Source organism: Serratia sp. LACPHL-BACT-2024-00286, assembly GCF_043109535.1.
Taxonomy (GTDB): Bacteria; Pseudomonadota; Gammaproteobacteria; order Enterobacterales; family Enterobacteriaceae; genus Serratia; species Serratia sarumanii.
Genome location: NZ_JBICNA010000003.1, coordinates 610,085 through 630,440 on the forward strand (window position 1 = coordinate 610,085; position 20,356 = coordinate 630,440).

The 20,356-nt window shown below is 61.9% G+C and carries 17 protein-coding genes; 14 read left to right on the forward strand and 3 right to left on the reverse strand.

Annotated elements, in window-relative coordinates; all coding sequences use genetic code 11:
• Nucleotides 1-18 precede the first annotated feature (18 nt).
• The 3 genes from proV to proX all read left to right on the forward strand — a co-directional run bounded on the left by proV (nucleotide 19) and on the right by proX (nucleotide 3,392).
• The gene (gene proV, locus ACF8MC_RS12625; protein ID WP_033649772.1) at nucleotides 19-1,221 is read left to right on the forward strand and encodes a glycine betaine/L-proline ABC transporter ATP-binding protein ProV; all 1,203 of its coding nucleotides are present in this window, start codon (nucleotides 19-21) and stop codon (nucleotides 1,219-1,221) included.
• On the forward strand, nucleotides 1,214-2,320 hold the full coding sequence (proW, locus tag ACF8MC_RS12630) for a glycine betaine/L-proline ABC transporter permease ProW (protein ID WP_033649771.1): 1,107 nt from the start codon (nucleotides 1,214-1,216) through the stop codon (nucleotides 2,318-2,320). Before proV ends, proW begins: the two co-directional genes overlap by 8 nt.
• A gap of 70 nt (nucleotides 2,321-2,390) precedes the next feature.
• Nucleotides 2,391-3,392: a glycine betaine/L-proline ABC transporter substrate-binding protein ProX gene (gene proX / locus ACF8MC_RS12635; RefSeq protein ID WP_033635697.1), complete on the forward strand. Its 1,002-nt coding sequence runs from the start codon at nucleotides 2,391-2,393 to the stop codon at nucleotides 3,390-3,392.
• A 29-nt stretch (nucleotides 3,393-3,421) separates the two neighbouring features.
• On the opposite strand, the gene ACF8MC_RS12640 is transcribed toward proX, so the two are convergent.
• Nucleotides 3,422-4,300 (reverse strand): LysR family transcriptional regulator, encoded by an 879-nt coding sequence (locus ACF8MC_RS12640; protein WP_033649770.1) that lies wholly within the window; start codon nucleotides 4,298-4,300, stop codon nucleotides 3,422-3,424.
• Between the two features lie 105 nt (nucleotides 4,301-4,405).
• Between ACF8MC_RS12640 and ACF8MC_RS12645 the strand changes: the two genes are divergently transcribed.
• The 7 genes from ACF8MC_RS12645 (at nucleotide 4,406) to emrB (ending at nucleotide 11,721) form a co-directional block, all read left to right on the forward strand.
• On the forward strand, nucleotides 4,406-5,605 hold the full coding sequence (locus ACF8MC_RS12645) for an MFS transporter (protein WP_033635700.1): 1,200 nt from the start codon (nucleotides 4,406-4,408) through the stop codon (nucleotides 5,603-5,605).
• 121 nt (nucleotides 5,606-5,726) lie between these two features.
• Complete coding sequence (locus ACF8MC_RS12650) at nucleotides 5,727-6,473, forward strand: AzlC family ABC transporter permease (protein WP_033649769.1); 747 nt, start codon at nucleotides 5,727-5,729, stop codon at nucleotides 6,471-6,473.
• The gene (ygaH, locus tag ACF8MC_RS12655; protein ID WP_103773066.1) at nucleotides 6,463-6,810 is read left to right on the forward strand and encodes an L-valine transporter subunit YgaH; all 348 of its coding nucleotides are present in this window, start codon (nucleotides 6,463-6,465) and stop codon (nucleotides 6,808-6,810) included. The genes ACF8MC_RS12650 and ygaH overlap by 11 nt, the downstream gene beginning before the upstream one ends.
• A 161-nt stretch (nucleotides 6,811-6,971) precedes the next feature.
• Nucleotides 6,972-7,490 carry a transcriptional repressor MprA gene (gene mprA / locus ACF8MC_RS12660; protein ID WP_004928879.1) on the forward strand — a complete coding sequence of 173 codons (519 nt, stop codon included), beginning with the start codon at nucleotides 6,972-6,974 and terminating at the stop codon, nucleotides 7,488-7,490.
• A 27-nt stretch (nucleotides 7,491-7,517) separates the two neighbouring features.
• Complete coding sequence (locus ACF8MC_RS12665) at nucleotides 7,518-8,969, forward strand: efflux transporter outer membrane subunit (RefSeq protein ID WP_033635706.1); 1,452 nt, start codon at nucleotides 7,518-7,520, stop codon at nucleotides 8,967-8,969.
• Nucleotides 8,970-8,992: 23 nt separating this feature from the next.
• Entirely contained in the window at nucleotides 8,993-10,165 is a 1,173-nt protein-coding gene (gene emrA / locus ACF8MC_RS12670; RefSeq protein ID WP_033649764.1) for a multidrug efflux MFS transporter periplasmic adaptor subunit EmrA, read from the forward strand.
• Between the two features lie 17 nt (nucleotides 10,166-10,182).
• A complete protein-coding gene (gene emrB, locus ACF8MC_RS12675) occupies nucleotides 10,183-11,721 on the forward strand; it encodes a multidrug efflux MFS transporter permease subunit EmrB (protein WP_033635708.1) in 1,539 nt (512 codons plus the stop codon).
• A 58-nt stretch (nucleotides 11,722-11,779) separates the two neighbouring features.
• On the opposite strand, the gene ACF8MC_RS12680 is transcribed toward emrB, so the two are convergent.
• Nucleotides 11,780-12,868 carry a tRNA/rRNA methyltransferase gene (locus tag ACF8MC_RS12680; protein ID WP_004928870.1) on the reverse strand — a complete coding sequence of 363 codons (1,089 nt, stop codon included), beginning with the start codon at nucleotides 12,866-12,868 and terminating at the stop codon, nucleotides 11,780-11,782.
• Between the two features lie 207 nt (nucleotides 12,869-13,075).
• Between ACF8MC_RS12680 and trxC the strand changes: the two genes are divergently transcribed.
• The 4 genes from trxC to pssA all read left to right on the forward strand — a co-directional run bounded on the left by trxC (nucleotide 13,076) and on the right by pssA (nucleotide 18,504).
• Entirely contained in the window at nucleotides 13,076-13,495 is a 420-nt protein-coding gene (gene trxC, locus ACF8MC_RS12685) for a thioredoxin TrxC (protein ID WP_004928868.1), read from the forward strand.
• A gap of 114 nt (nucleotides 13,496-13,609) precedes the next feature.
• Nucleotides 13,610-14,299, forward strand: coding sequence for a tRNA-uridine aminocarboxypropyltransferase (locus ACF8MC_RS12690; RefSeq protein WP_033635710.1), 690 nt, complete (start codon nucleotides 13,610-13,612; stop codon nucleotides 14,297-14,299).
• Nucleotides 14,300-14,347: 48 nt separating this feature from the next.
• Nucleotides 14,348-16,996, forward strand: a complete 2,649-nt coding sequence (locus ACF8MC_RS12695) for a bifunctional acetate--CoA ligase family protein/GNAT family N-acetyltransferase (RefSeq protein WP_060706798.1) — start codon at nucleotides 14,348-14,350, stop codon at nucleotides 16,994-16,996.
• A 152-nt stretch (nucleotides 16,997-17,148) separates the two neighbouring features.
• Nucleotides 17,149-18,504, forward strand: a complete 1,356-nt coding sequence (gene pssA, locus ACF8MC_RS12700) for a CDP-diacylglycerol--serine O-phosphatidyltransferase (protein WP_033649759.1) — start codon at nucleotides 17,149-17,151, stop codon at nucleotides 18,502-18,504.
• A gap of 36 nt (nucleotides 18,505-18,540) precedes the next feature.
• On the opposite strand, the gene ACF8MC_RS12705 is transcribed toward pssA, so the two are convergent.
• Nucleotides 18,541-19,851 carry an MFS family transporter gene (locus ACF8MC_RS12705; protein WP_033654343.1) on the reverse strand — a complete coding sequence of 437 codons (1,311 nt, stop codon included), beginning with the start codon at nucleotides 19,849-19,851 and terminating at the stop codon, nucleotides 18,541-18,543.
• Nucleotides 19,852-20,356 lie beyond the last annotated feature (505 nt).

The window sequence follows — 20,356 nt, forward strand, 5'->3', positions numbered from 1 at the left end:
GAGGAAACAGCAAATTGCATGGCAATTAAACTCGAAGTAAAGAACCTGTATAAGATATTTGGCGAACACCCGGAACGCGCATTCAAACTGCTGGATAAAGGTCTGACAAAAGATCGGCTGTTTGAAAAAACCGGCTTATCGCTCGGCGTAAAAGACGCCACTCTGGCCATTGAAGAAGGCGAGATATTTGTCATCATGGGGCTCTCCGGTTCCGGCAAGTCCACCCTGGTACGCCTTCTCAATCGTCTGATAGAACCCACCCGCGGCCAGGTGCTGATTGACGGTGAGGACATCGCCAAAATATCCGACGCGGCGCTGCGCACCGTGCGGCGAAATAAGATCAGCATGGTATTTCAGTCATTCGCGCTGATGCCGCACATGAATGTCATTAATAACACCGCCTTCGGTATGGAATTAGCCGGCATACCGCTGCAGGAGCGCCAGGAAAAAGCGCTGGATGCCCTGCGTCAGGTCGGGCTGGAGAATTATGCGCTGTCTTATCCGGATGAATTATCCGGCGGCATGCGCCAGCGCGTGGGATTAGCCCGCGCCCTGGCCAATAACCCGGATATATTATTGATGGACGAAGCCTTCTCGGCGCTCGATCCGTTAATTCGTACCGAAATGCAGGATGAGCTGGTGAAATTACAGGCCCAGCATCAGCGCACCATCGTGTTTATTTCCCACGATCTGGACGAAGCGATGCGCATCGGCGATCGCATCGCCATCATGCAGGGCGGTGAGGTGATCCAGGTCGGCACGCCGGACGAGATCCTGAACAACCCGGCCAACGACTATGTGCGCACCTTCTTCCGCGGCGTGGACATCAGTCACGTATTCAGCGCCAAGGATATCGCCCAACGGCGCCCGGTGACGCTGATCCGCAAAACCCCCGGTTTTGGCCCCCGATCGGCGCTGCAGCTGCTGCGCGATGAGGACCGTGATTATGGTTATGTTGTTGAACGCGGAAAGAAATTTATCGGCGTGGTGTCGATAGAGTCGCTGAAAAAGGCGCTGTCCGCCAATCAAACGCTGGACGATGCCCTGCTCGAGGCTCCTGCCGCCGTGCCGGCCGACACGCCGCTCAGCGATCTGATTTCCCTGGTCGCCCAGGCGCCGTGCGCGGTGCCGGTAGTGTGCGAAGAACATAACTATCTCGGCATCATCTCCAAGGCCATGCTGCTGCAGGCGTTGGACAAGGAGGGCTCCGCCAATGAGTGATACTACGCAAACCCAAGATCCCTGGGCTACCGCACCGGCCGATACCGGCGCCGCACCCGCAAACGATGCCGCCGCCAACGCCGGCGACGCCTGGTCCAGCGCGCCGCCGCCGGCCACCCATGACGCCGCCGCGTCAGGTGCCGATTGGCTCAGCAGCGCCCCGGCGCAGCCGGAACACTTCAGCCTGCTCGATCCGTTCCACAAGGCCTGGGTGCCGTTCGATACCTGGGTCACGCAGGGCATCGACTGGCTGGTGCTGCACTTCCGCCCGCTGTTCCAGGGCATCCGCGTGCCGGTCGACATGATCCTGAGCGGCTTCCAGCAACTGCTGCTGGGCATGCCGGCGCCGATCGCCATTCTGGTGTTCTCGCTGCTCGCCTGGCAGGTCTCGGGCCTCGGCATGGGCGCCGCGACGCTGCTCTCCCTGGTCGCCATCGGCGCCATCGGCGCCTGGTCGCAGGCGATGGTCACGCTGGCGCTGGTGCTGACCGCACTGTTCTTCTGCATCCTTATCGGCCTGCCGCTCGGCATCTGGCTGGCGCGCAGCAAGCACGCCGCCAAGGTGATTAGACCGCTGCTCGACGCGATGCAGACCACCCCGGCCTTCGTCTATCTGGTGCCGATCGTCATGCTGTTCGGCATCGGCAACGTGCCGGGCGTGGTCGTGACCATTATCTTCGCGCTGCCGCCGATCGTGCGCCTGACCATTCTCGGCATCAAGCAGGTGCCGGAAGATCTGATCGAGGCCGCCGAGTCCTTCGGCGCCAGCCCGCGCCAGCTGCTGTTCAAGGTACAGCTGCCGCTGGCGATGCCGACCATCATGGCCGGCGTAAACCAGACGCTGATGTTGGCGCTGTCGATGGTGGTCATCGCCTCAATGATCGCCGTCGGCGGGCTGGGCCAGATGGTGCTGCGCGGCATCGGCCGGCTGGACATGGGCCTGGCCGCCGTCGGCGGGGTCGGCATCGTGATCCTGGCGATCATTCTCGATCGCCTCACCCAATCGCTGGGGCGCGATCGCCGCAGCAAAGGCATCGGCCGCTGGTACCGCCGCGGCCCCATCGGGCTGCTGACTCGCCCGTTCATCAAACAAGCCTGACGCTTTTCCCGCCGGCGGCTGCGGCCCCGGCGGGCTATGACACCACCACATCGAAAAAAGGGGAAACACTATGCGCACTACGGGCATCTGGGCTCTCGCCCTGACGACGCTGATTGGCTCACAGAGCGTGAGCGCGGCAGATTTACCCGGCAAGGGGATCGCGGTACAGCCGGTGCAAAGCACCATTTCCGAAGAGACCTTCCAGACGCTGCTGGTCAGCAAGGCGCTGGAAAAACTGGGTTACGACGTGAAGGAACCGCGTGAAGTGGATTACAACGTCGCCTACACCTCGATCGCCTCCGGCGACGCGACCTTTATCGCGGTCAACTGGGATCCGCTGCACGCCGATCAGTACAAGGCCGCCGGCGGCGACGCCAAGTTCTACCGCGAAGGCGTCTACGTCAACGGCGCCGCGCAGGGCTACCTGATCGACAAGAAGACCGCCGAGCAATACCACATCACCAACGTCGAGCAGCTCAAGGATCCCAAGATCGCCAAGCTGTTCGACACCAACGGCGACGGCAAGGCCGATCTGACCGGCTGCACCCCGGGCTGGGGCTGCGAAGCGGTGATCAACCACCACATCAAGGCCTACGGCCTGAGCAACACCGTCGAGCACAACCAGGGCAACTACGCGGCGATGATCGCCGACACCATCACCCGCTACAAAGAGGGCAAACCGGTGCTGTATTACACCTGGACGCCGTACTGGGTCAGCGATGTGATGGTGCCGGGCCGCGACGTGGTCTGGCTGCAGGTGCCGTTCTCCTCCCTGCCGGGCGAGCAGAAGAACGTCGACACCAAGCTGCCTAACGGCGCCAACTACGGCTTCCCGGTCAACACCATGCGCATCGCCGCCAACAAGCAGTGGGCCGAAGCCAATCCGGCGGCCGCCAAGCTGTTCGCCATCATGAAGCTGCCGATCGCCGACATCAACGCGCAAAACCTGCGCATGCATGAAGGCCAGGCTTCGGAAGCCGACATCCAGAACCACGTCAACGGCTGGATCAAGGCGCACCAGGCGACCTTCGACGGCTGGGTGAAAACCGCCGCCGAGGCGGCGAAGCCGTAACCGCTCGGGGGCGCCGCATCCGCCGCCCCCTACCCCGCCATATCGATGCCGCTGAACTGTAAAAAACGTGCGGCGGCGTTTGACAAGGGCTGCGGCCAGATGCAATACACCTGGCGTCGCGGCCCGTCTTCAATCGGAATCGACACCAGCGTGCTTAGGCGTTGCGCGGTCGAGATCGGTACGATGCCCGCCGCCAATCCGCGCCGCACCAGATTCTCCAACCATTCGATATGATCGATTTCAAAACTGACGTGCCGGCGGATGCCCGCCGCCTGGAAGGCGCGATCGGTTTGGCGCCGCGCGCCGGTGCCGCTGTAGAAATCCACCAGCGGCACTTCCGCCAGCGCCTGCAGGTTCACCCGCTCGCGGTTGGCCAGCGGATGCTGCGGCGCTACCAACGCCACCAGCGGCTCATCGGTCAACTGCCGGTGCGACATCGGCAGCAAATCGACGTCGCCGGGCCAGATGCCGACGAACGCCATATCGCACTTCTGCTGACGCACGTCCTCCAGCAGGGCTTCGCTCATGCCGACGTACAGGCGGATGTTCACCGCCGGATAGTGGCGATGAAACTTGTCGAGCTTTTCGGTCAGATCAATCGCGTTTATGGTTGAAATGGTGCCGATGGTCAAGGTGCCGGACACCGCATCCCCGGCGGCGGTCACCTCTTCCACCAGCGCCTGCTGCGCCGCCAGCAGCCGCTGCGCCGAGGGAATGAAAGCCTGGCCGGCGGGGGTCAATCGCACCCGACGCGAGGTGCGCTCAAACAGCGTACAGCCCAGCTCTTCTTCCAGTTTGGCGATCTGGTGGCTGAGCGCCGACTGCACCGTATGGCAGCGCTGCGCCGCCCGGGTGAAGCTCTGTTCCTCCGCCACCGCCAGCGCATAGCGGATCTGTTTCAGGTTCATGGCATCTATCTTGAAATGAGATAAATCAAATGAAAATTATACATTGGTTTCCGCAGACGCATTGCCGGATACTGCGCGCTATCTTCTTCCCGTGATGAAAAAATCATGAACCAACAAAACGTCCACCCGGGCCTCAGCCCGGCGCTGACCGTGCTGATCGCCATCGCTACCGGCCTGGCGGTCGCCAGCAACTATTACGCGCAGCCGCTACTGGAAACCATCGCCACCGGCTTCAATCTGTCGGTCAACCAGGCCGGCTTTATCGTCACCGCCGCGCAGCTCGGTTACGCCACCGGCCTGCTGCTGCTGGTGCCGCTCGGCGATATGTTCGAGCGCCGCGGGCTGATCGTTTTCATGACGCTGCTGGCCGCCGGGGGTATGCTGATCACCGCCACCTCCGCCACGCTGCCGATGATGATCCTCGGCACCGCGCTCACCGGGCTGTTCTCGGTGGTGGCGCAGATCCTGGTGCCGCTGGCCGCCACGCTGGCTCACCCGGAAAAGCGCGGCAAGACCGTCGGCATCATCATGAGCGGCCTGCTGCTCGGCATCCTGCTGGCGCGCACCGTTGCGGGCGCACTGGCGTCGTTCGGCGGCTGGCGCACCATCTACTGGGTCGCCAGCGTGCTGATGATCCTGATGGCGCTGATCCTGTGGCGCGCGCTGCCGCGCTATAAGCAGCACTCCGGGCTGAACTACCCGCAGCTGCTGGCCTCGATCTTCAGCCTGTTCTGCCGCACGCCGCTGCTGCGCACCCGCGCCATCCTCGGCGCCCTGTCGTTCGCCAACTTCAGCGTGCTCTGGACCTCCATGGCCTTTCTGCTCGCCGCGCCGCCGTTCAACTACTCCGAGGGGGTGATCGGGCTGTTCGGCCTGGTGGGCGCCGCCGGGGCGCTGGCCGCTTCACGCGCCGGGCATCTGGCGGACAAGGGCAAGGCCGGGCTGACCACCACCGTCGGCCTGGTGTTGTTGCTGCTATCCTGGATACCCATCGCGTTGGCTAAACAATCGCTGTGGGCGCTGATCGCCGGCATCCTGATCCTCGATCTGGCGGTGCAGGCAGTACACGTCACCAACCAGAGCGTGATGTACCGCATCATGCCGGACGCGCGCAACCGCCTGACCGCCGGCTACATGACCAGCTACTTTATCGGCGGCGCCCTCGGTTCACTGCTCTCCGCCTCGGCGTATCAGCATGCCGGCTGGTACGGCGTGGCCGCCGCCGGCGGGGTGTTATGCCTGCTCAACCTGCTGACTTGGTGGCTCGGCAAGCACCACGATCCGCAGGGGCCGGCGACAATCTGATTATCGTGCAAATAGTAACTTAAGAAATTTATTAGCGGTGCAGGGTATAAACATTACTTACTCTCTGGTAATGTTCTGGCCATAAACTATTGAAGTCCTATCTACCCTGCGACCCACAACCATGCAAAGCCAAGCTGCAGACAGCCTCAATCCGCCCGCCGTCAGCGCCACCTTCGCCAACGGCGTCGTCGACAGTTTGCCGATCGTCATCGGGTATGTCCCGGTGGCGTTCGCCTTCGGCCTCAGCGCCGTCAAACTGGGCTTTTCCCCGCTGGAAAGCATTTTCTTCTCCTGCATCATCTACGCCGGCGCCAGCCAGTTCGTGATCACCGCCCTGCTGAGCGCCGGAATGTCGCTGTGGGTCTCCGCGTTGACGGTGATGGCGATGGACGTGCGCCACCTGCTGTACGGCCCGGCGCTGCGTCACCGCATCGTCTCGCGCATGTCGCCCGGCAAAACGGCGATGTGGGCCTTTGGCCTGACCGATGAAGTTTTCGCCGCCGCGACCGCCAGGCTGATGCGCAATAACCGCAGCTGGAGCGAAAACTGGATGCTGGGCATCGCGCTCTGTTCCTGGCTCTCCTGGGTGGCCGGCACCGCGCTCGGCGCGCTGTTCGGCAACGGCCCGCTGGAGCAGTTCCCGGTGATCGAAGCCTCGCTGGCCTTCATGCTGCCGGCGCTGTTTCTCAGCTTCCTGCTGGCCGCCTTCCGCCGCCCGCAGAGCCTGACTATCGCCGCCGCGCTGGCCGGCGCGCTGCTCGGCGTAGTGCTGTTCTCCATTCCGGTCGCCATTTTGGCCGGCATCGGCGCCGGTTGCGTCGCCGCCCTGTTCCAGCCAGCCCCTGCGGAGGCCCCCCATGAACACTGATGTGCTGGCGATCGGTCTGGTGGTGGGCTGCGCCAATTACCTGTTCCGTTATCTGCCGCTGCGGCTGGCGCCGGCGCGCGCCCAGCCCGGCCTCAAACGCGGTAAAACCGCCCTGCTGCTCGACAGCATCGGCATCGCCTCGATCTGCGCCCTGCTGGTGGTCTCCAGCACGCCGGTGGTGATGCGCGAACCGGACAAGCTGCTGCCGACGTTGGTGGGGTTCGCCGCGCTGGCGCTGTGCTTCTACCGCAGCAAAAGCATCATTCTGTCGACGCTGCTCGGCGCGACGGCCTTTGGCGTCACATTAAAGCTGTTAATGCTTTTCGGTCCGGGCTGACGCCGCTCCGATCGTTTGGCTTCACTTTGGCGTTTTCAGGCGCCACATCTTTACAAACACTGACAAATGACACGAATTGCTAAATTATCCGCACGGCTGAACATTTACATTATTAGTCACCGTCGTTACTATCTCGAACGAAATTAATGAGGCCCTAAATTATGGAAAGCTCGTTTGCCCCCATAGAACAAATGCTGAATTTCCGCGCCACGCGGCAGAAAGATTTCCCTTATCAGGAAATCCTGCTGACCCGCCTGTGCATGCACATGCAAGGCAAGCTGCTGGAAAACCGCAATAAGATGCTCAAGGCGCAGGGGATTAACGAAACACTGTTTATGGCGCTGATTACCCTGGATGCGCAGGAGAGCCACAGCATCCAACCTTCTGAGCTAAGCTCTGCCTTGGGCTCCTCGCGCACCAATGCGACCCGCATCGCCGATGAGCTGGAGAAACGCGGCTGGATCGAGCGCCGGGAAAGCGACAACGATCGCCGCTGCTTGCATCTGCATCTGACACCGCAGGGGGAAGAGTTTCTCAGTCAACTGCTGCCGCCGCAGCACCAATGTCTGCATTTCCTGTGGTCCACGTTGACCGACGATGAGCAAAAACAGCTGGAACAGCTGACGCGCAAATTGCTGGCACGTCTGGATCAAATGGAAATCACAGAACAGTTACCCTAATTCACAATTTCTGTTCAGGTACCTATTATGCGATCCCCATTTAACTGGAGATTCACCCCGCTGTTCGCCGTGTTGCTGCTGGCCGGGTGTGCTTCGACCGATAATATTGCCCCGCAATCCACGCTGATGGATCCGCAGAGCCTGCAGTTGGCTCAGCCGAAAGTCAGTTCGCTGGCCGTCAGCCCGCAGTGGTGGCGCGCCCTCAAGGATCCGCAGTTGGATACCCTGATGACGCAAACGCTGCAAAGCTCGCCGACCCTGCGGCAGGCCGCCGCCCGCGTGCGCGAAGCGCAGAGCGTGGTGGGCGAAGCCAGCGCCGCCAACGGGCCGAACCTGGATCTGAACGCCAGCACCCAGCGCCAGCGCGTGCCGCAAAACGTCAATATGGGGTTGGGGTATCCGCATAAACCGATCTATTCAAGCTCCAACTCGCTGGGGTTGAACCTGGCGTACGAGTTCGACTGGTGGGGCAAATACCGCAACCAGGTGAACGCCGCCAAAGCGCAGGTCAACGCCGCGCGCGCCGAGCAGGAACAGGCGGCGCTGACGCTGACCAGCTCGGTGGCGTCCGCCTACTATCAGCTGCAGAGCAATCTGGCGCTCGAGAAGCTGCTGCAGCAGGAAGTGAACAACAATGAGCGCCTGACCGCGCTGCGCCAACAGCGCTATCAGGCCGGCCTGACCGGCGTCGACGTGCCGCAACAAACCCAGGCGCAGTCCGACGTCGCCAAGCAGCAGATCCTGCAGCTGCAGTCGCAGATCGAGCAGCTCCGGCACCAACTCGCCGCGCTGGCGGGCCAGGGGCCGAACGCCATGCAGCACCTGCGTCAGGTGCCGTTGCCCGCAGACAACCTGATGGCGCCGCAAGGCGAGCTGACGGCGGATCTGCTGGGCAAACGCCCGGACATCGCCGCGCAACGCCAGCTGGTGGAGTCTTACAGCCAGCGCGTCAGCGCCGCACGTAAAGAGTTTTACCCCAGCCTGACCATTTCAGCCTTCGCCGGCCTGATGACCACCAATACCAGTGGCACCAGCCCGAATCTGTTTGAAGCGGCCAGCCAGGCCTGGAACGTGATGCCGGCGATTTCGCTGCCGATCTTCCACGCCGGGGCGCTGCGCAGCAAGCTGGGCGAGGAATCCGCGCTGTATGACGAAGCGGTGGAATCCTACAACCAAACCATCCTGAATGCGGTACAGGAAACCGCCGACGCCATCACCATCCAGCAGAGTTCTGCGCAACAGCAGCTGCAGGCGGCGTCCGCGGCCCAGTCGATGCAACAGGTGTATCAGGTCGCCAACGCCCGTTACCAGGCAGGGATTATCGGGCGCGACGATCTGTTGACCAGCCAGACGCAGCTATTGCAGCAGCAACAGGCGGAGTTGAATGCCAGCAGCAACTTACTGCAGGCGAAGATAGGACTGATCCGTGCGCTGGGCGGTGGCTATCAGGCCCCGGCCGCAGCGGATTCGAAAGCATAATAATATAAGGCTTGGAGAACACCATGAGCGCAAGCGCGGAAATCCAAAACCCGCAGCAGCCGAGCGGCAAAAAGAAGCAGCGTAAATTTTGGCTGCTGTTGCTGACGGTTATTTTCATTGTTATAGGGGTGGCTTACTTAGTGTATTGGTTCCTGGTGCTGCGTCATCACCAGGAAACCGACGACGCCTACGTCTCCGGCAACCAGGTGCAGATCATGGCCCAGGTGTCCGGCAGCGTGAACAGCGTCAATTTCGACAACACCGACTACGTCAAGCAGGGCGACGTGCTGCTGACGCTCGATCCGACCGATGCCGAGCAGGCGTTTGAACGCGCCAAGACCGGCCTGGCCAACAGCGTGCGCCAGACCCACCAGCTGATCATCAACAGCAAGCAATATCAGGCCAACATCGCCCTGCGCAAGACCGATCTGAGCAAGGCCGAGAACGATCTGAAGCGCCGCGTGGTACTGGGCAGCGTTGACGCCATCGGCCGCGAAGAGCTGCAACACGCTCGCGATGCGGTCGACAGCGCCAAGGCCGCGCTGGAAGTGGCGGTGCAGCAATACAACGCCAACCAGGCGATGGTGCTGAATACCCCGCTGGAACAGCAGCCGGCGATCCAACAGGCCGCCGCGCAAATGCGCGACGCCTGGCTGGCGCTGCAGCGTACCAAAGTGATCAGCCCCATTACCGGCTATGTCTCGCGCCGCAGCGTGCAGGTCGGCGCGCAGATCGCCGCCGGTTCGCCGCTGATGGCGGTGGTGCCGGCCGATCACATTTGGGTTGACGCCAACTTCAAGGAAACCCAGATCGCCAACATGCGCATCGGCCAGCCGGCGACGGTGGTCAGCGACGTCTACGGCGACGACGTGGTGTATCAGGGCAAAGTGGCCGGTATCGACATGGGCACCGGCAGCGCCTTCTCGCTGCTGCCGGCCCAGAACGCCACCGGCAACTGGATCAAAGTGGTGCAACGTCTGCCGGTGCGTATTGAGCTCGACGCCAAGCAGGTGGCCGACCATCCGCTGCGCATCGGTCTTTCGACGCTGGTGACCGTCGACACCGCCAACCTGGACGGCCGCGTGCTGGCCGACGTGGTGCGCGACAAACCGCTGTACCAGAGCGACGCGCTGGCCTTGAACCTGGCGCCGGTTAATCAGCTGATCGCCGACGTGATCCATGCGAACGCCGGCTAAGCGCGCGGGAGGCCATCTTGCCACAGAAACCGCTTGAAGGCGCCCAGCTCGCCTGGATGACGGTCGCGCTCGCCATGGCGACCTTCATGCAGGTGCTGGACTCCACCATCGCCAACGTGGCGATCCCCACCATTGCCGGTAACCTCGGGTCTTCCAACTCGCAGGGCACCTGGGTGATCACCTCGTTCGGCGTGGCGAACGCCATCTCGATCCCGATCACCGGCTGGCTGGCGAAGCGCATCGGCGAAGTGCGGCTGTTCCTCTGGTCCACCGCGCTGTTCGTCCTCGCCTCCTGGCTGTGCGGCATCTCCAACAGCCTCGGCATGCTGATCTTCTTCCGCGTGATCCAGGGCGTGGTGGCCGGGCCGCTGATCCCGCTGTCGCAGAGCCTGTTGCTGAACAACTACCCGCCCGCCAAGCGGGCGATGGCCCTGGCGCTTTGGTCGATGACCGTTATCGTCGCGCCGATCTTCGGGCCGATCCTCGGCGGTTACATCAGCGACAACTACCATTGGGGCTGGATCTTCTTCATCAACATCCCGATCGGCGCCTTCGTGATCGTGGCGGCGATGGCGACGCTGAAGGGGCGAGAAACCAAAACCGAGATCAAACCGATCGACACCGTCGGCCTGGTGCTGCTGATCGTCGGCATCGGTTCGCTGCAGGTGATGCTCGATCAGGGCAAGGAGCTGGACTGGTTCAACTCGACCGAGATCATCACCCTGACCGTCGTGGCGGTGGTGGCGTTGCTGTTCCTGGTGGTCTGGGAGCTGACGGACGACCATCCGGTGGTGGATCTGTCGCTGTTCAAGTCGCGCAACTTCACCATCGGCTGCCTGTGCATCAGCCTGGCCTACATGCTGTACTTCGGCGCCATCGTGCTGTTGCCGCAGCTGCTGCAAGAGGTATACGGTTATACCGCCACCTGGGCGGGGCTGGCGTCGGCGCCGGTCGGGCTGATCCCGGTGCTGCTGTCGCCGATCATCGGTAAGTTCGGCAACCGGCTCGACATGCGCCGGCTGGTGACCTTCAGCTTCATCATGTATGCCGTGTGCTTCTACTGGCGCGCCTATACGTTTGAACCGGGCATGGACTTCGGCGCGTCCGCCTGGCCGCAGTTCGTTCAGGGCTTCGCCATCGCCTGCTTCTTCATGCCGTTGACCACCATCACGCTGTCCGGCCTGCCGCCGGAACGCATGGCGGCGGCGTCGAGCCTGTCGAACTTCACGCGGACGCTGGCGGGTTCGATCGGCACCTCGATCACCACCACCCTGTGGACGCAGCGCGAATCGCAGCACCATTCGCAGCTGACGGAGTTCGTCAATCCGTACAACCCGCAGTCGCAGGAGATGTACCGGCAGCTGGAGCAGCTCGGCATGAGCAAGCAGCAGGCGTCGGCCTACATCGCCAACGAGATCACCGCGCAAGGCCTGATCATCTCCGCCAACGAGATCTTCTGGCTGTCGGCCGGGGTATTCCTGGTGCTGCTGGCGCTGGTGTGGGTGGCGAAACCGCCGTTCAGCTCCGGCGGCGGTGGGGGCGGCGGCGCTCACTAAGCTTCAATAACGAAACGGGCGCCCTGGGGCGCCCGTTTTTTATCCGACGTAGAAAAGATTACGCCTGATTCTGACGCCACCAGTCCGCCAGCAGAATGCCGGTCGCCACGGAAACGTTCAGGCTTTCCACCTTGCCTGTGCCGCCGATCGAGACGTTCATGTCGCCCTGCTGCCAGGCGCTGTCGCTCAGACCGTCGCGTTCCTGGCCCAGCACCAGCACCATCTTGGCCGGCAGCTTGGCCTGCGCCAGCGCGGTGCCTTTATGGCTGGAGGTGGTAACGATGGTGTAACCCGCCTTGCGGAAGGTATCCAGCACCGACAGGAAATCGTCGGCGTTGATCGCCTTGATGTGCTCAGCGCCGCCTTCTGCGGTACGCACCGCCGCGCCGGACTCCAGCAGCGCCGGATCCTGCAGCAGCACGCCGTTGACGCCGAAGTGGGCGCACGAACGGACGATGGCGCCCAGGTTATGCGGGTTGCCCACTTCTTCCAGCGCCAGCACGCAGTCGGTCGCCGGGGCGGTTTTCAGGTAGGTTTGCGCGTCCAGACCCTGACGTTTTTTGATCAGGAAGCACACGCCGCCGTGGTGCTCGGTGCCGGAAGCCTTGGCCAGCTCTTCCTCATCCACCACGTGGTAAGCCTTGCGGTTGGCCGCCATCCAGCGCAGCGCTTCGCGGAAGCGCGGGGTGACCGACTGCACGAACCAGGCGCGCACGATCGCTTCCGGGCGGCTGGCGAACAGCGCCTGACAGGCGTTTTCACCGTAAACGCGGGTTTCTTCCGCGCGCTGGCGGCGCAGTTGCTCAGGATCGATAAAGCTTTTGCCGCTGATGCCGCCGTGATCGAACGCCGGCTCTTCATTCGGCGCGCGCGAGACGGTTCTCCACGGCGACTCGTTGCCGCCGCGATCTTCAGAGCGCGCCGGACGGCGAGGACGATCGCTTTCACTGCGGCGGGAGTCGGCGCCGCGGCGATCGTTGCCGCCGCGCGCCTTGTCTTGACCGGTGCGGCCTGAGCGCGCACCGTCAGCCGGACGGCCTTTGCCGGCCGGACGTTTATTCTTGTTGCGGTCGTCGCCGTTGTCGTCGTCACTGCGGACGTACATCACTTTGACTTTACCGTTCTTGCCACTAAATGAATCGTTCATTGTCTTCTCCACCAACGCGCAGGGCGCGAAGATTACCTGATGTTGGTGCACGAAGCCACCAACTTGCGCTAAAAGCTCCCAACTATCACATCCATTGAACAAACCTCATTGTTCATGCGCCGGGTTTTGCCGATAATTGTCAGCATTAAAGAAACATCTCCGCAACCGCGTTGCGGGGACCATGCTTTCTCTGTACCCGAGGTCAACATGAATACAGTTTGTGCAGCTTGCAATGCCACCAACCGCGTGCCGGAAGAGCGTCTGGCGGACAACGCGAAATGCGGCCGCTGCGGCCATGAGCTCTTCGACGGTGAAGTGATCAACGCCACCGCCGCCACGCTGGACCAGTTGCTGCAGGACGATCTGCCGGTCGTGGTCGATTTCTGGGCGCCGTGGTGCGGCCCGTGCCGCAGCTTTGCGCCGATCTTTGAAGACGTGGCCGAAGAGCGCGCCGGCAAAGTGCGCTTCGTGAAAGTGAACACCGAAGCCGAGCCGGAGCTGAGCGCCCGTTTCCGCATCCGCAGCATCCCGACCATCATGGTGTTCCGTCAGGGCAAAATGGTCGATATGCTCAACGGCGCGATGCCGAAAGCGCCGTTTGACAACTGGCTCAACGAGTTAGTGTGATTCGGCAAGTATAGGCCGTATCCCGCCATCGCGCGCGAACGTGCCGCGATCGAGCCCGCCCCTCCCGGCGGGCTTTTTTCTGCGTTACAATGGCGGTTTTTCCCCAGGATCGTTATGACCGACAACGCCGTACTTCGCCTGCGCCAATTCCGTTTAGACCGCGCCACCCGCCCTTTTCTGGCGCGCGGTTGCCGGGTGGCGCGTTGTCAGGGTTGCCTGCTACCGCATAAAAACTGCCTGTGCGACACCATTCGCCCGCAGCAGGCCGGCAGCCGTTTCTGCCTGATCATGTTCGGCGCCGAGCCGCTCAAGCCCAGCAACACCGGCCGCCTGATCGCCGATATCCTGCCGGACACCCAGGCGTTTCTCTGGTCACGCACCGAGATCGATCCGGCCCTGCTGGCGGCCATCAACGATCCGGCGCGGCAGCCTTATGTGGTGTTCCCCGCTTCCTACGCCGACGCCGAACGGCCGGTGTTCAGCGAGCTGCCCGCCGGCGGCAAACCGCCGCTGTTCATCATGCTGGACGGCACCTGGGCGGAAGCGCGCAAAATGTTCCGTAAAAGCCCGTACCTCAATCAATTCCCGGTGTTTTCCCTCAACGTCGACGCGGCATCGGACTACCAGCTGCGCGAAGCCAGCCGCGCCGAGCAACACTGCACGGCGGAAGTGGCCGCCGCCCTGCTGCAACAGGCGGGCGATCTGCCGGCCGCCGACGGATTGAATCAGCATTTCCGCTATTTCCGTCAACAGTATCTGGCGGGAAAACCGACCCGGCCGGAGGCACCGGTCACAGCAATGTAGCCAGAAAGCGCCTAAAATCAGGCGTAACGTTGCCAAAAGGAGCCGTGCATGAGCCAGCGAGGGTTAGAAGCGCTACTACGTCCCAAGTCGATCGCCGTGCTGGGCGCGTCGCAGCAGCCCGGCCGCGCCGGCAACCTGATGATGAGCAACCTGCTGGCCGGCGGTTTCGGCGGGCCCATCTTGCCGGTCACGCCGCGCTACAAGGCGGTATGCGGCGTGATGGCCTACCCCGACGTCGCCAGCCTGCCGCTGACGCCGGATCTGGCGATCATCTGCACCCACGCCAAACGCAATCTGGCGCTGATTGAAGCGCTGGGCCAACGCGGCTGCAAAACCGCCATCGTGCTCTCTTCGCCGCCGGAACAGTTCGCCGAGCTGAAGGCCTGCGCACAGCGCTACGCCATGCGGCTGTTAGGGCCCAACAGCCTGGGGCTGCTGGCGCCGTGGCAGGGCATCAACGCCAGCTTCTCGCCGGTGCCGATCCAAAAGGGCAAGCTGGCGTTTATCTCGCAGTCCGCCGCCGTGGCCAACACCATTCTCGACTGGGCGCAGCAGCGCGAAGTCGGTTTCTCCTACTTCATCGCGCTGGGCGACAGCCTGGATATCGACGTCGACGACCTGCTCGACTTTTTGGCGCGCGACAGCAAGACCAGCGCCATCCTGCTGTATCTGGAAAACATCAGCGACGCACGGCGCTTTCTCTCCGCCTCGCGCAGCGCCTCACGCAACAAGCCCATTCTGGTGATCAAAAGCGGCCGCAGCCAACAGGCGCAGCTGCTGCTCAACAGCCAGCTGGGGCTGGACGCCGCCTATGACGCCGCCATCCAGCGCGCCGGCCTGCTGCGCGTGCAGGATACCCACGAGCTGTTCTCGGCGGTGGAAACCCTCAGCCATATGCATCCGCTGCGCGGCGAGCGGCTGATGATCGTCAGCAACGGGGCGGCGCCGGCGGCGATGGCGCTGGACGAACTGCTCGGACGCAACGGCAAGCTGGCCACGCTGAGCGATGAGAGCCTGGCAACATTGAGCGACGCGCTGCCGGATTTCATCCGCGCCGGCAATCCGCTCGACCTGCGCGATGACGCCACGCCGCAGCGCTTCCTGGCGGCAATCGAAGCGCTGCTCGACAGCCACGACTATGACGCGCTGCTGTTGATCCACGCGCCGAGCGCGGCGGCGCCGGGCACCGCCACGGCGGAACGGCTGATCGACGCGCTGCATCGCCATGCGCGCGGCAAGCGCATCACGTTGCTGACCAACTGGTGCGGCGAATACTCTTCGCAAGAGGCGCGCCGGCTGTTTACCGAGGCCGCCATTCCCACCTACCGCACCCCGGAAGGCGCGGTGACCGCCTTTATGCATATGGTGGAATACCGCCGCAATCAGAAGCAGCTGAAAGAGACGCCGGCGCTGCCGATCGGCCTGACCGCCAACACCGCCGACGCCCACCGGTTGATCCATCAGGCGCTGGCCGAAGGCGCCACCCAGCTGGATACCCACGAGGTGCAATCCATCCTGCAGGCCTATGACCTGAGCACCCTGCCGACCTGGATCGCCGAAGACAGCGCCGAAGCGGTACACATCGCCGAACAGATCGGCTACCCGGTGGCGCTGAAGCTGCGTTCGCCGGATATCCCGCACAAATCGGAAGTTCAGGGCGTCATGCTCTACCTGCGCACCGCGACCGAAGTGCAGCGCGCGGCGGAGGCGATCCTCGACCGCGTGAAGCGCACCTACCCCCAGGCACGCATTCACGGCCTGCTGGTGCAGAGCATGGCCAACCGTGCCGGCGCCCAGGAGCTGCGCATCGCGGTGGAGCAGGATGCGATTTTCGGCCCGCTGATCATGCTGGGCGAAGGCGGCGTGGAGTGGCGCCAGGAAAATCAGGTGGCGGTCGCGCTGCCGCCGCTGAACATGGCGCTGGCGCGTTATCTGGTGCTGCAGGCGGTGAAAGGCGGCAAGATCCGCGGCCGCAGCGCGCTGCGGCCTTTGGATATCCCCGGGCTGAGCCGCCTGCTGGTGCAGGTCTCCAACCTGATCCTCGACTGCCCGGAGATCGCCCGGCTGGATATTCACCCGGTGCTGGCCTCCGGCAGCGAATTCACCCTGCTGGACGTTTCGATGCAGCTCGCGCCGTTCAGCGGCGATCCGCAGGCGCGGCTGGCGATTCGCCCTTATCCGCATGAGCTGGAAGAAACCATCGCGTTGAAAGACGGCAGCCAATGCCTGTTCCGCCCGATCCTGCCGGAAGACGAGCCGGCGCTGAAGCATTTTATCGATCGGGTGACCAAGGAAGACCTCTATTATCGCTACTTCAGCGAGATCAACGAGTTTACCCATGACGATTTGGCCAACATGACGCAGATCGACTACGATCGAGAAATGGCCTTTGTGGCGGTGCGCGCAGACGAGATCATCGGCGTGACCCGCGCGCTGTCCGATCCGGACAACACCGACGCCGAATTCGCCGTGCTGGTGCGTTCCGACCTGAAAGGCCTGGGCCTGGGCCGCCAGCTGCTGGAGAAAATGATCGCCTATGCGCGCGCCCATGGCCTGACCCGTCTGAGCGGCATCACCATGCCGAATAACCGCGGCATGATCGCGTTGGCGCAGCGGCTGGGCTTTGGCATTGAGGTGCAGCTTGAGGACGGCATCGTCAATCTGACGCTGCCGCTGCAGGCCGCCGACGCGCAGTGACCTGCGTCGCAATGCGCTACGAATCCACCACTTAACGCCAAAACATACGCACAATCGAGGCAACTAATGGTATTATCGCCCGATTATTCGGTTTAATGTTTTTATGCCTGTGGCGTTCCGGCCATCAATCATGAGAGAAGAAACGCACTGTGATGTTGTCAAAATTTAAACGTAGCAAACATCAACAACACCTTGCACAACTGCCCAAACTCCCCCAGACGGTTGCTGATGTTCGTACGTTGTACGCGCCGTCCGATTTTCGCACCACGCTGCTGGACGCCATCGCCAACGCTACCCAACGCATCTATCTGGTGGCCCTGTATCTGGAGCATGACGACGCCGGGCGCGAGATCCTCAACGCGCTGTATCAAGCCAAGCAGCGGCGGCCCGAGCTGGAAATCTGCGTGCTGGTCGACTGGCACCGCGCACAGCGCGGCCGCATCGGCGCCGCTGCCGCCAATACCAACGCCGACTGGTACTGCGCCATGGCCGGCCAACATCCCGAGCAGTCGGTGCCTATCTACGGCGTGCCGGTCAATACCCGCGAAGCGTTGGGCGTACTGCACCTGAAGGGCTTTGTGGTCGACGATACCGTGATCTACAGCGGCGCCAGCATCAACGACGTTTATCTGCATCAGCATGAGAAATACCGTTACGATCGCTACCAGCTGATCACCAACGAGGTGTTGGCCGATACCCTGATCGATTACATCAAGCAGCATCTGCTCACCGCCGGCGCCGTACAGCGCCTCGATCGCAGCGATCGGCCGAAAAGCCCGGAGATCAAAAACGAGACCCGCCTGTTCCGTTTCGCCCTGCGCCGCGCCGGCTATCACTTCCGCGGCAAGGCCGGCAACGATGAGTTGGCGGTGACGCCGCTGGTTGGGCTTGGCAAGCAAAGCGTGCTGAATAAAACCATTCATCACCTGATGTCGTGCGCCGACCAGAAACTGACGCTGTGCACCCCTTATTTCAACCTGCCGGCGCTGCTGGTGCGCAATATCATTTATCTGCTGCGCCAGGGCAAACAGGTGGAGATCATCGTCGGCGACAAGACCGCCAACGACTTCTATATTCCGGAAGACCAGCCGTTCAAAATCATCGGCGCGCTGCCCTACCTGTACGAGATCAACCTGCGCCGTTTTCTGAGCCGCTTGCAGCGCTATATCGACACCGGGCAGCTGATCGTGCGTCTGTGGAAGGATGGCGATAACAGCTATCATCTGAAAGGCATGTGGGTTGACGAAGAGTGGCAGCTGATTACCGGCAATAACCTCAACCCGCGCGCCTGGCGGTTGGATCTGGAAAACGCCATTCTGATCCACGATCCCAAGCAGGAAATGCGCGAGCAACGGCAAACAGAACTGGAGTGCATCCGCACTCACACCACCGTGGTCGGCCATTATCAGGAGCTGCAAAGCATTCAGCAGTACCCGATCAAGGTGCGCAAGCTGATTCGCCGTCTACGGCGTATCCGCATCGATCGGTTGATTAGCCGTATCCTGTAAGATCTACTCTGACCCCGGCCAAGGCCGGGGTTTTTATTACAGCTGTATTTCCTTGCCTTTGCGATGCAGCCGGAGTGAGACCAGCAACGCCAGCAGGCACATGCCGGAAACATACCAGAAGAAGGCATTTTCCACGCCGAACGATTTAAGCGACAGCGCGACATATTCCGCCGAACCGCCGAACAGGGCATTCGCTACCGCATAAGACAAGCCTACCCCTAACGCACGCACCTCCGGCGGGAACATCTCGGCTTTAAGCAGCCCGCTGATCGAGGTGTAAAAGCTGACAACGAACAGCGCCAGTACGATCAGGCCGAACGCCATAAAGGGGTTGCTCACCCCTTTCAGGGCGAACAGGATCGGCACCGTCAACAGGGTGGCCAATGCCGAGAAGATCAGCATCGAGCTGCGACGGCCGATTTTGTCCGAGAACGCGCCTGCCGCCGGCTGCAGCAACATGAAGACGAACAGCGCGGCGGTCATGATGGCGCTGGCCAGCTTGGCGTCCATACCGGCGGTGTTCACCAGATATTTCTGCATATAGGTGGTAAAAGTGTAAAAGGTCAGTGAACCGGCGGCGGTAAAGCCCAACACCATCACAAACGCCTTGCGGTTTTTCCATAGCCCCGTCAGCGAACCGGCATCTTGGTGGTTACGTGTTTTCGCATCGGAGGTTTCATTCAGCGAACGGCGCAGGTACAACGCCACCACCGCCAACACGGCCCCCAAGGCAAACGGGATGCGCCATCCCCAGGCCTTCAGCTCTTCGCCGGACAATATCTGCTGCAGGATCACCAATACCAGCAGCGCCAGCAGTTGCCCGCCGATCAGCGTGACATACTGGAACGATGCGTAGAAGCCGCGCCGCCCCTTGATTGCCACCTCGCTCATGTAGGTGGCGCTGGTGCCGTACTCGCCGCCCACAGACAGCCCCTGGAACAATCGCGCGATCAGCAGCAGCGCCGGCGCCCAGCTGCCGATCGACTCATACGTCGGCAGACAGGCGATCACCAGCGATCCGGCGCACATCATGCAGACCGAAAGCAGCATTGAGTTTTTTCGGCCGTGTTTATCGGCAATGTAGCCGAACAGCCAGCCGCCGATCGGCCGCATAAAGAAGCCGGCGGCGAACACACCGGCAGTTTGCAGCAGTTGTGTCGTGCTGTTGCCCGCCGGAAAAAATGAGGCGGCAAAGTAGATTGAGCAGAAGGAGTAAACGTAAAAATCAAACCACTCCACCAGATTGCCTGATGAAGCCCCGACGATGGCAAAAATGCGTTTTTTGTTATCCAGCGCCCCCTGTTCGACGCCGCGTTCATCCTCAAGAACCGAGGTTGTTTCTGTCATGGTATTTTCTCCGAGCCATAGCAATGATGAAATTCGGCGTCCTGCCGCTCTGGTTGTTACTTTATTGTTATTTATAAGTTAACAGCCAAACTTAATAGCGGACGAAGAATATCTGGCGTTTGGAGGGACAATGCGCGGAATTTGTGATGAATATTAAACCGCACGCTGAAAGCTGAAGCGGATTGCAACGGGGATTTTCCGTTTTACGCATAGCCGAAAGCCCTGAACGTCAGTTCAGGGCTTTCGGCTTGGTTTGATGCCTGGCAGTTTATGGCGGGCGTCCTGCCCGCCCCCCTTCGGGCCGTTGCTTCGCAACGTTCAAATCCGCTCCCGGCGGATTTGTCCTACACAATTCGTCTCATCCTGAGACTCTCCCCTCCGGGGCCGCCGCACGCGGCGTTAAGGCCCGTTCCCGACGGGCCTTTCGCATGGCCATGCTCGAGCAGAACGCCAGATAACAGACAAAACAAAAAGCCCCATGCTTTCGCATGAGGCTTGTTGTTTT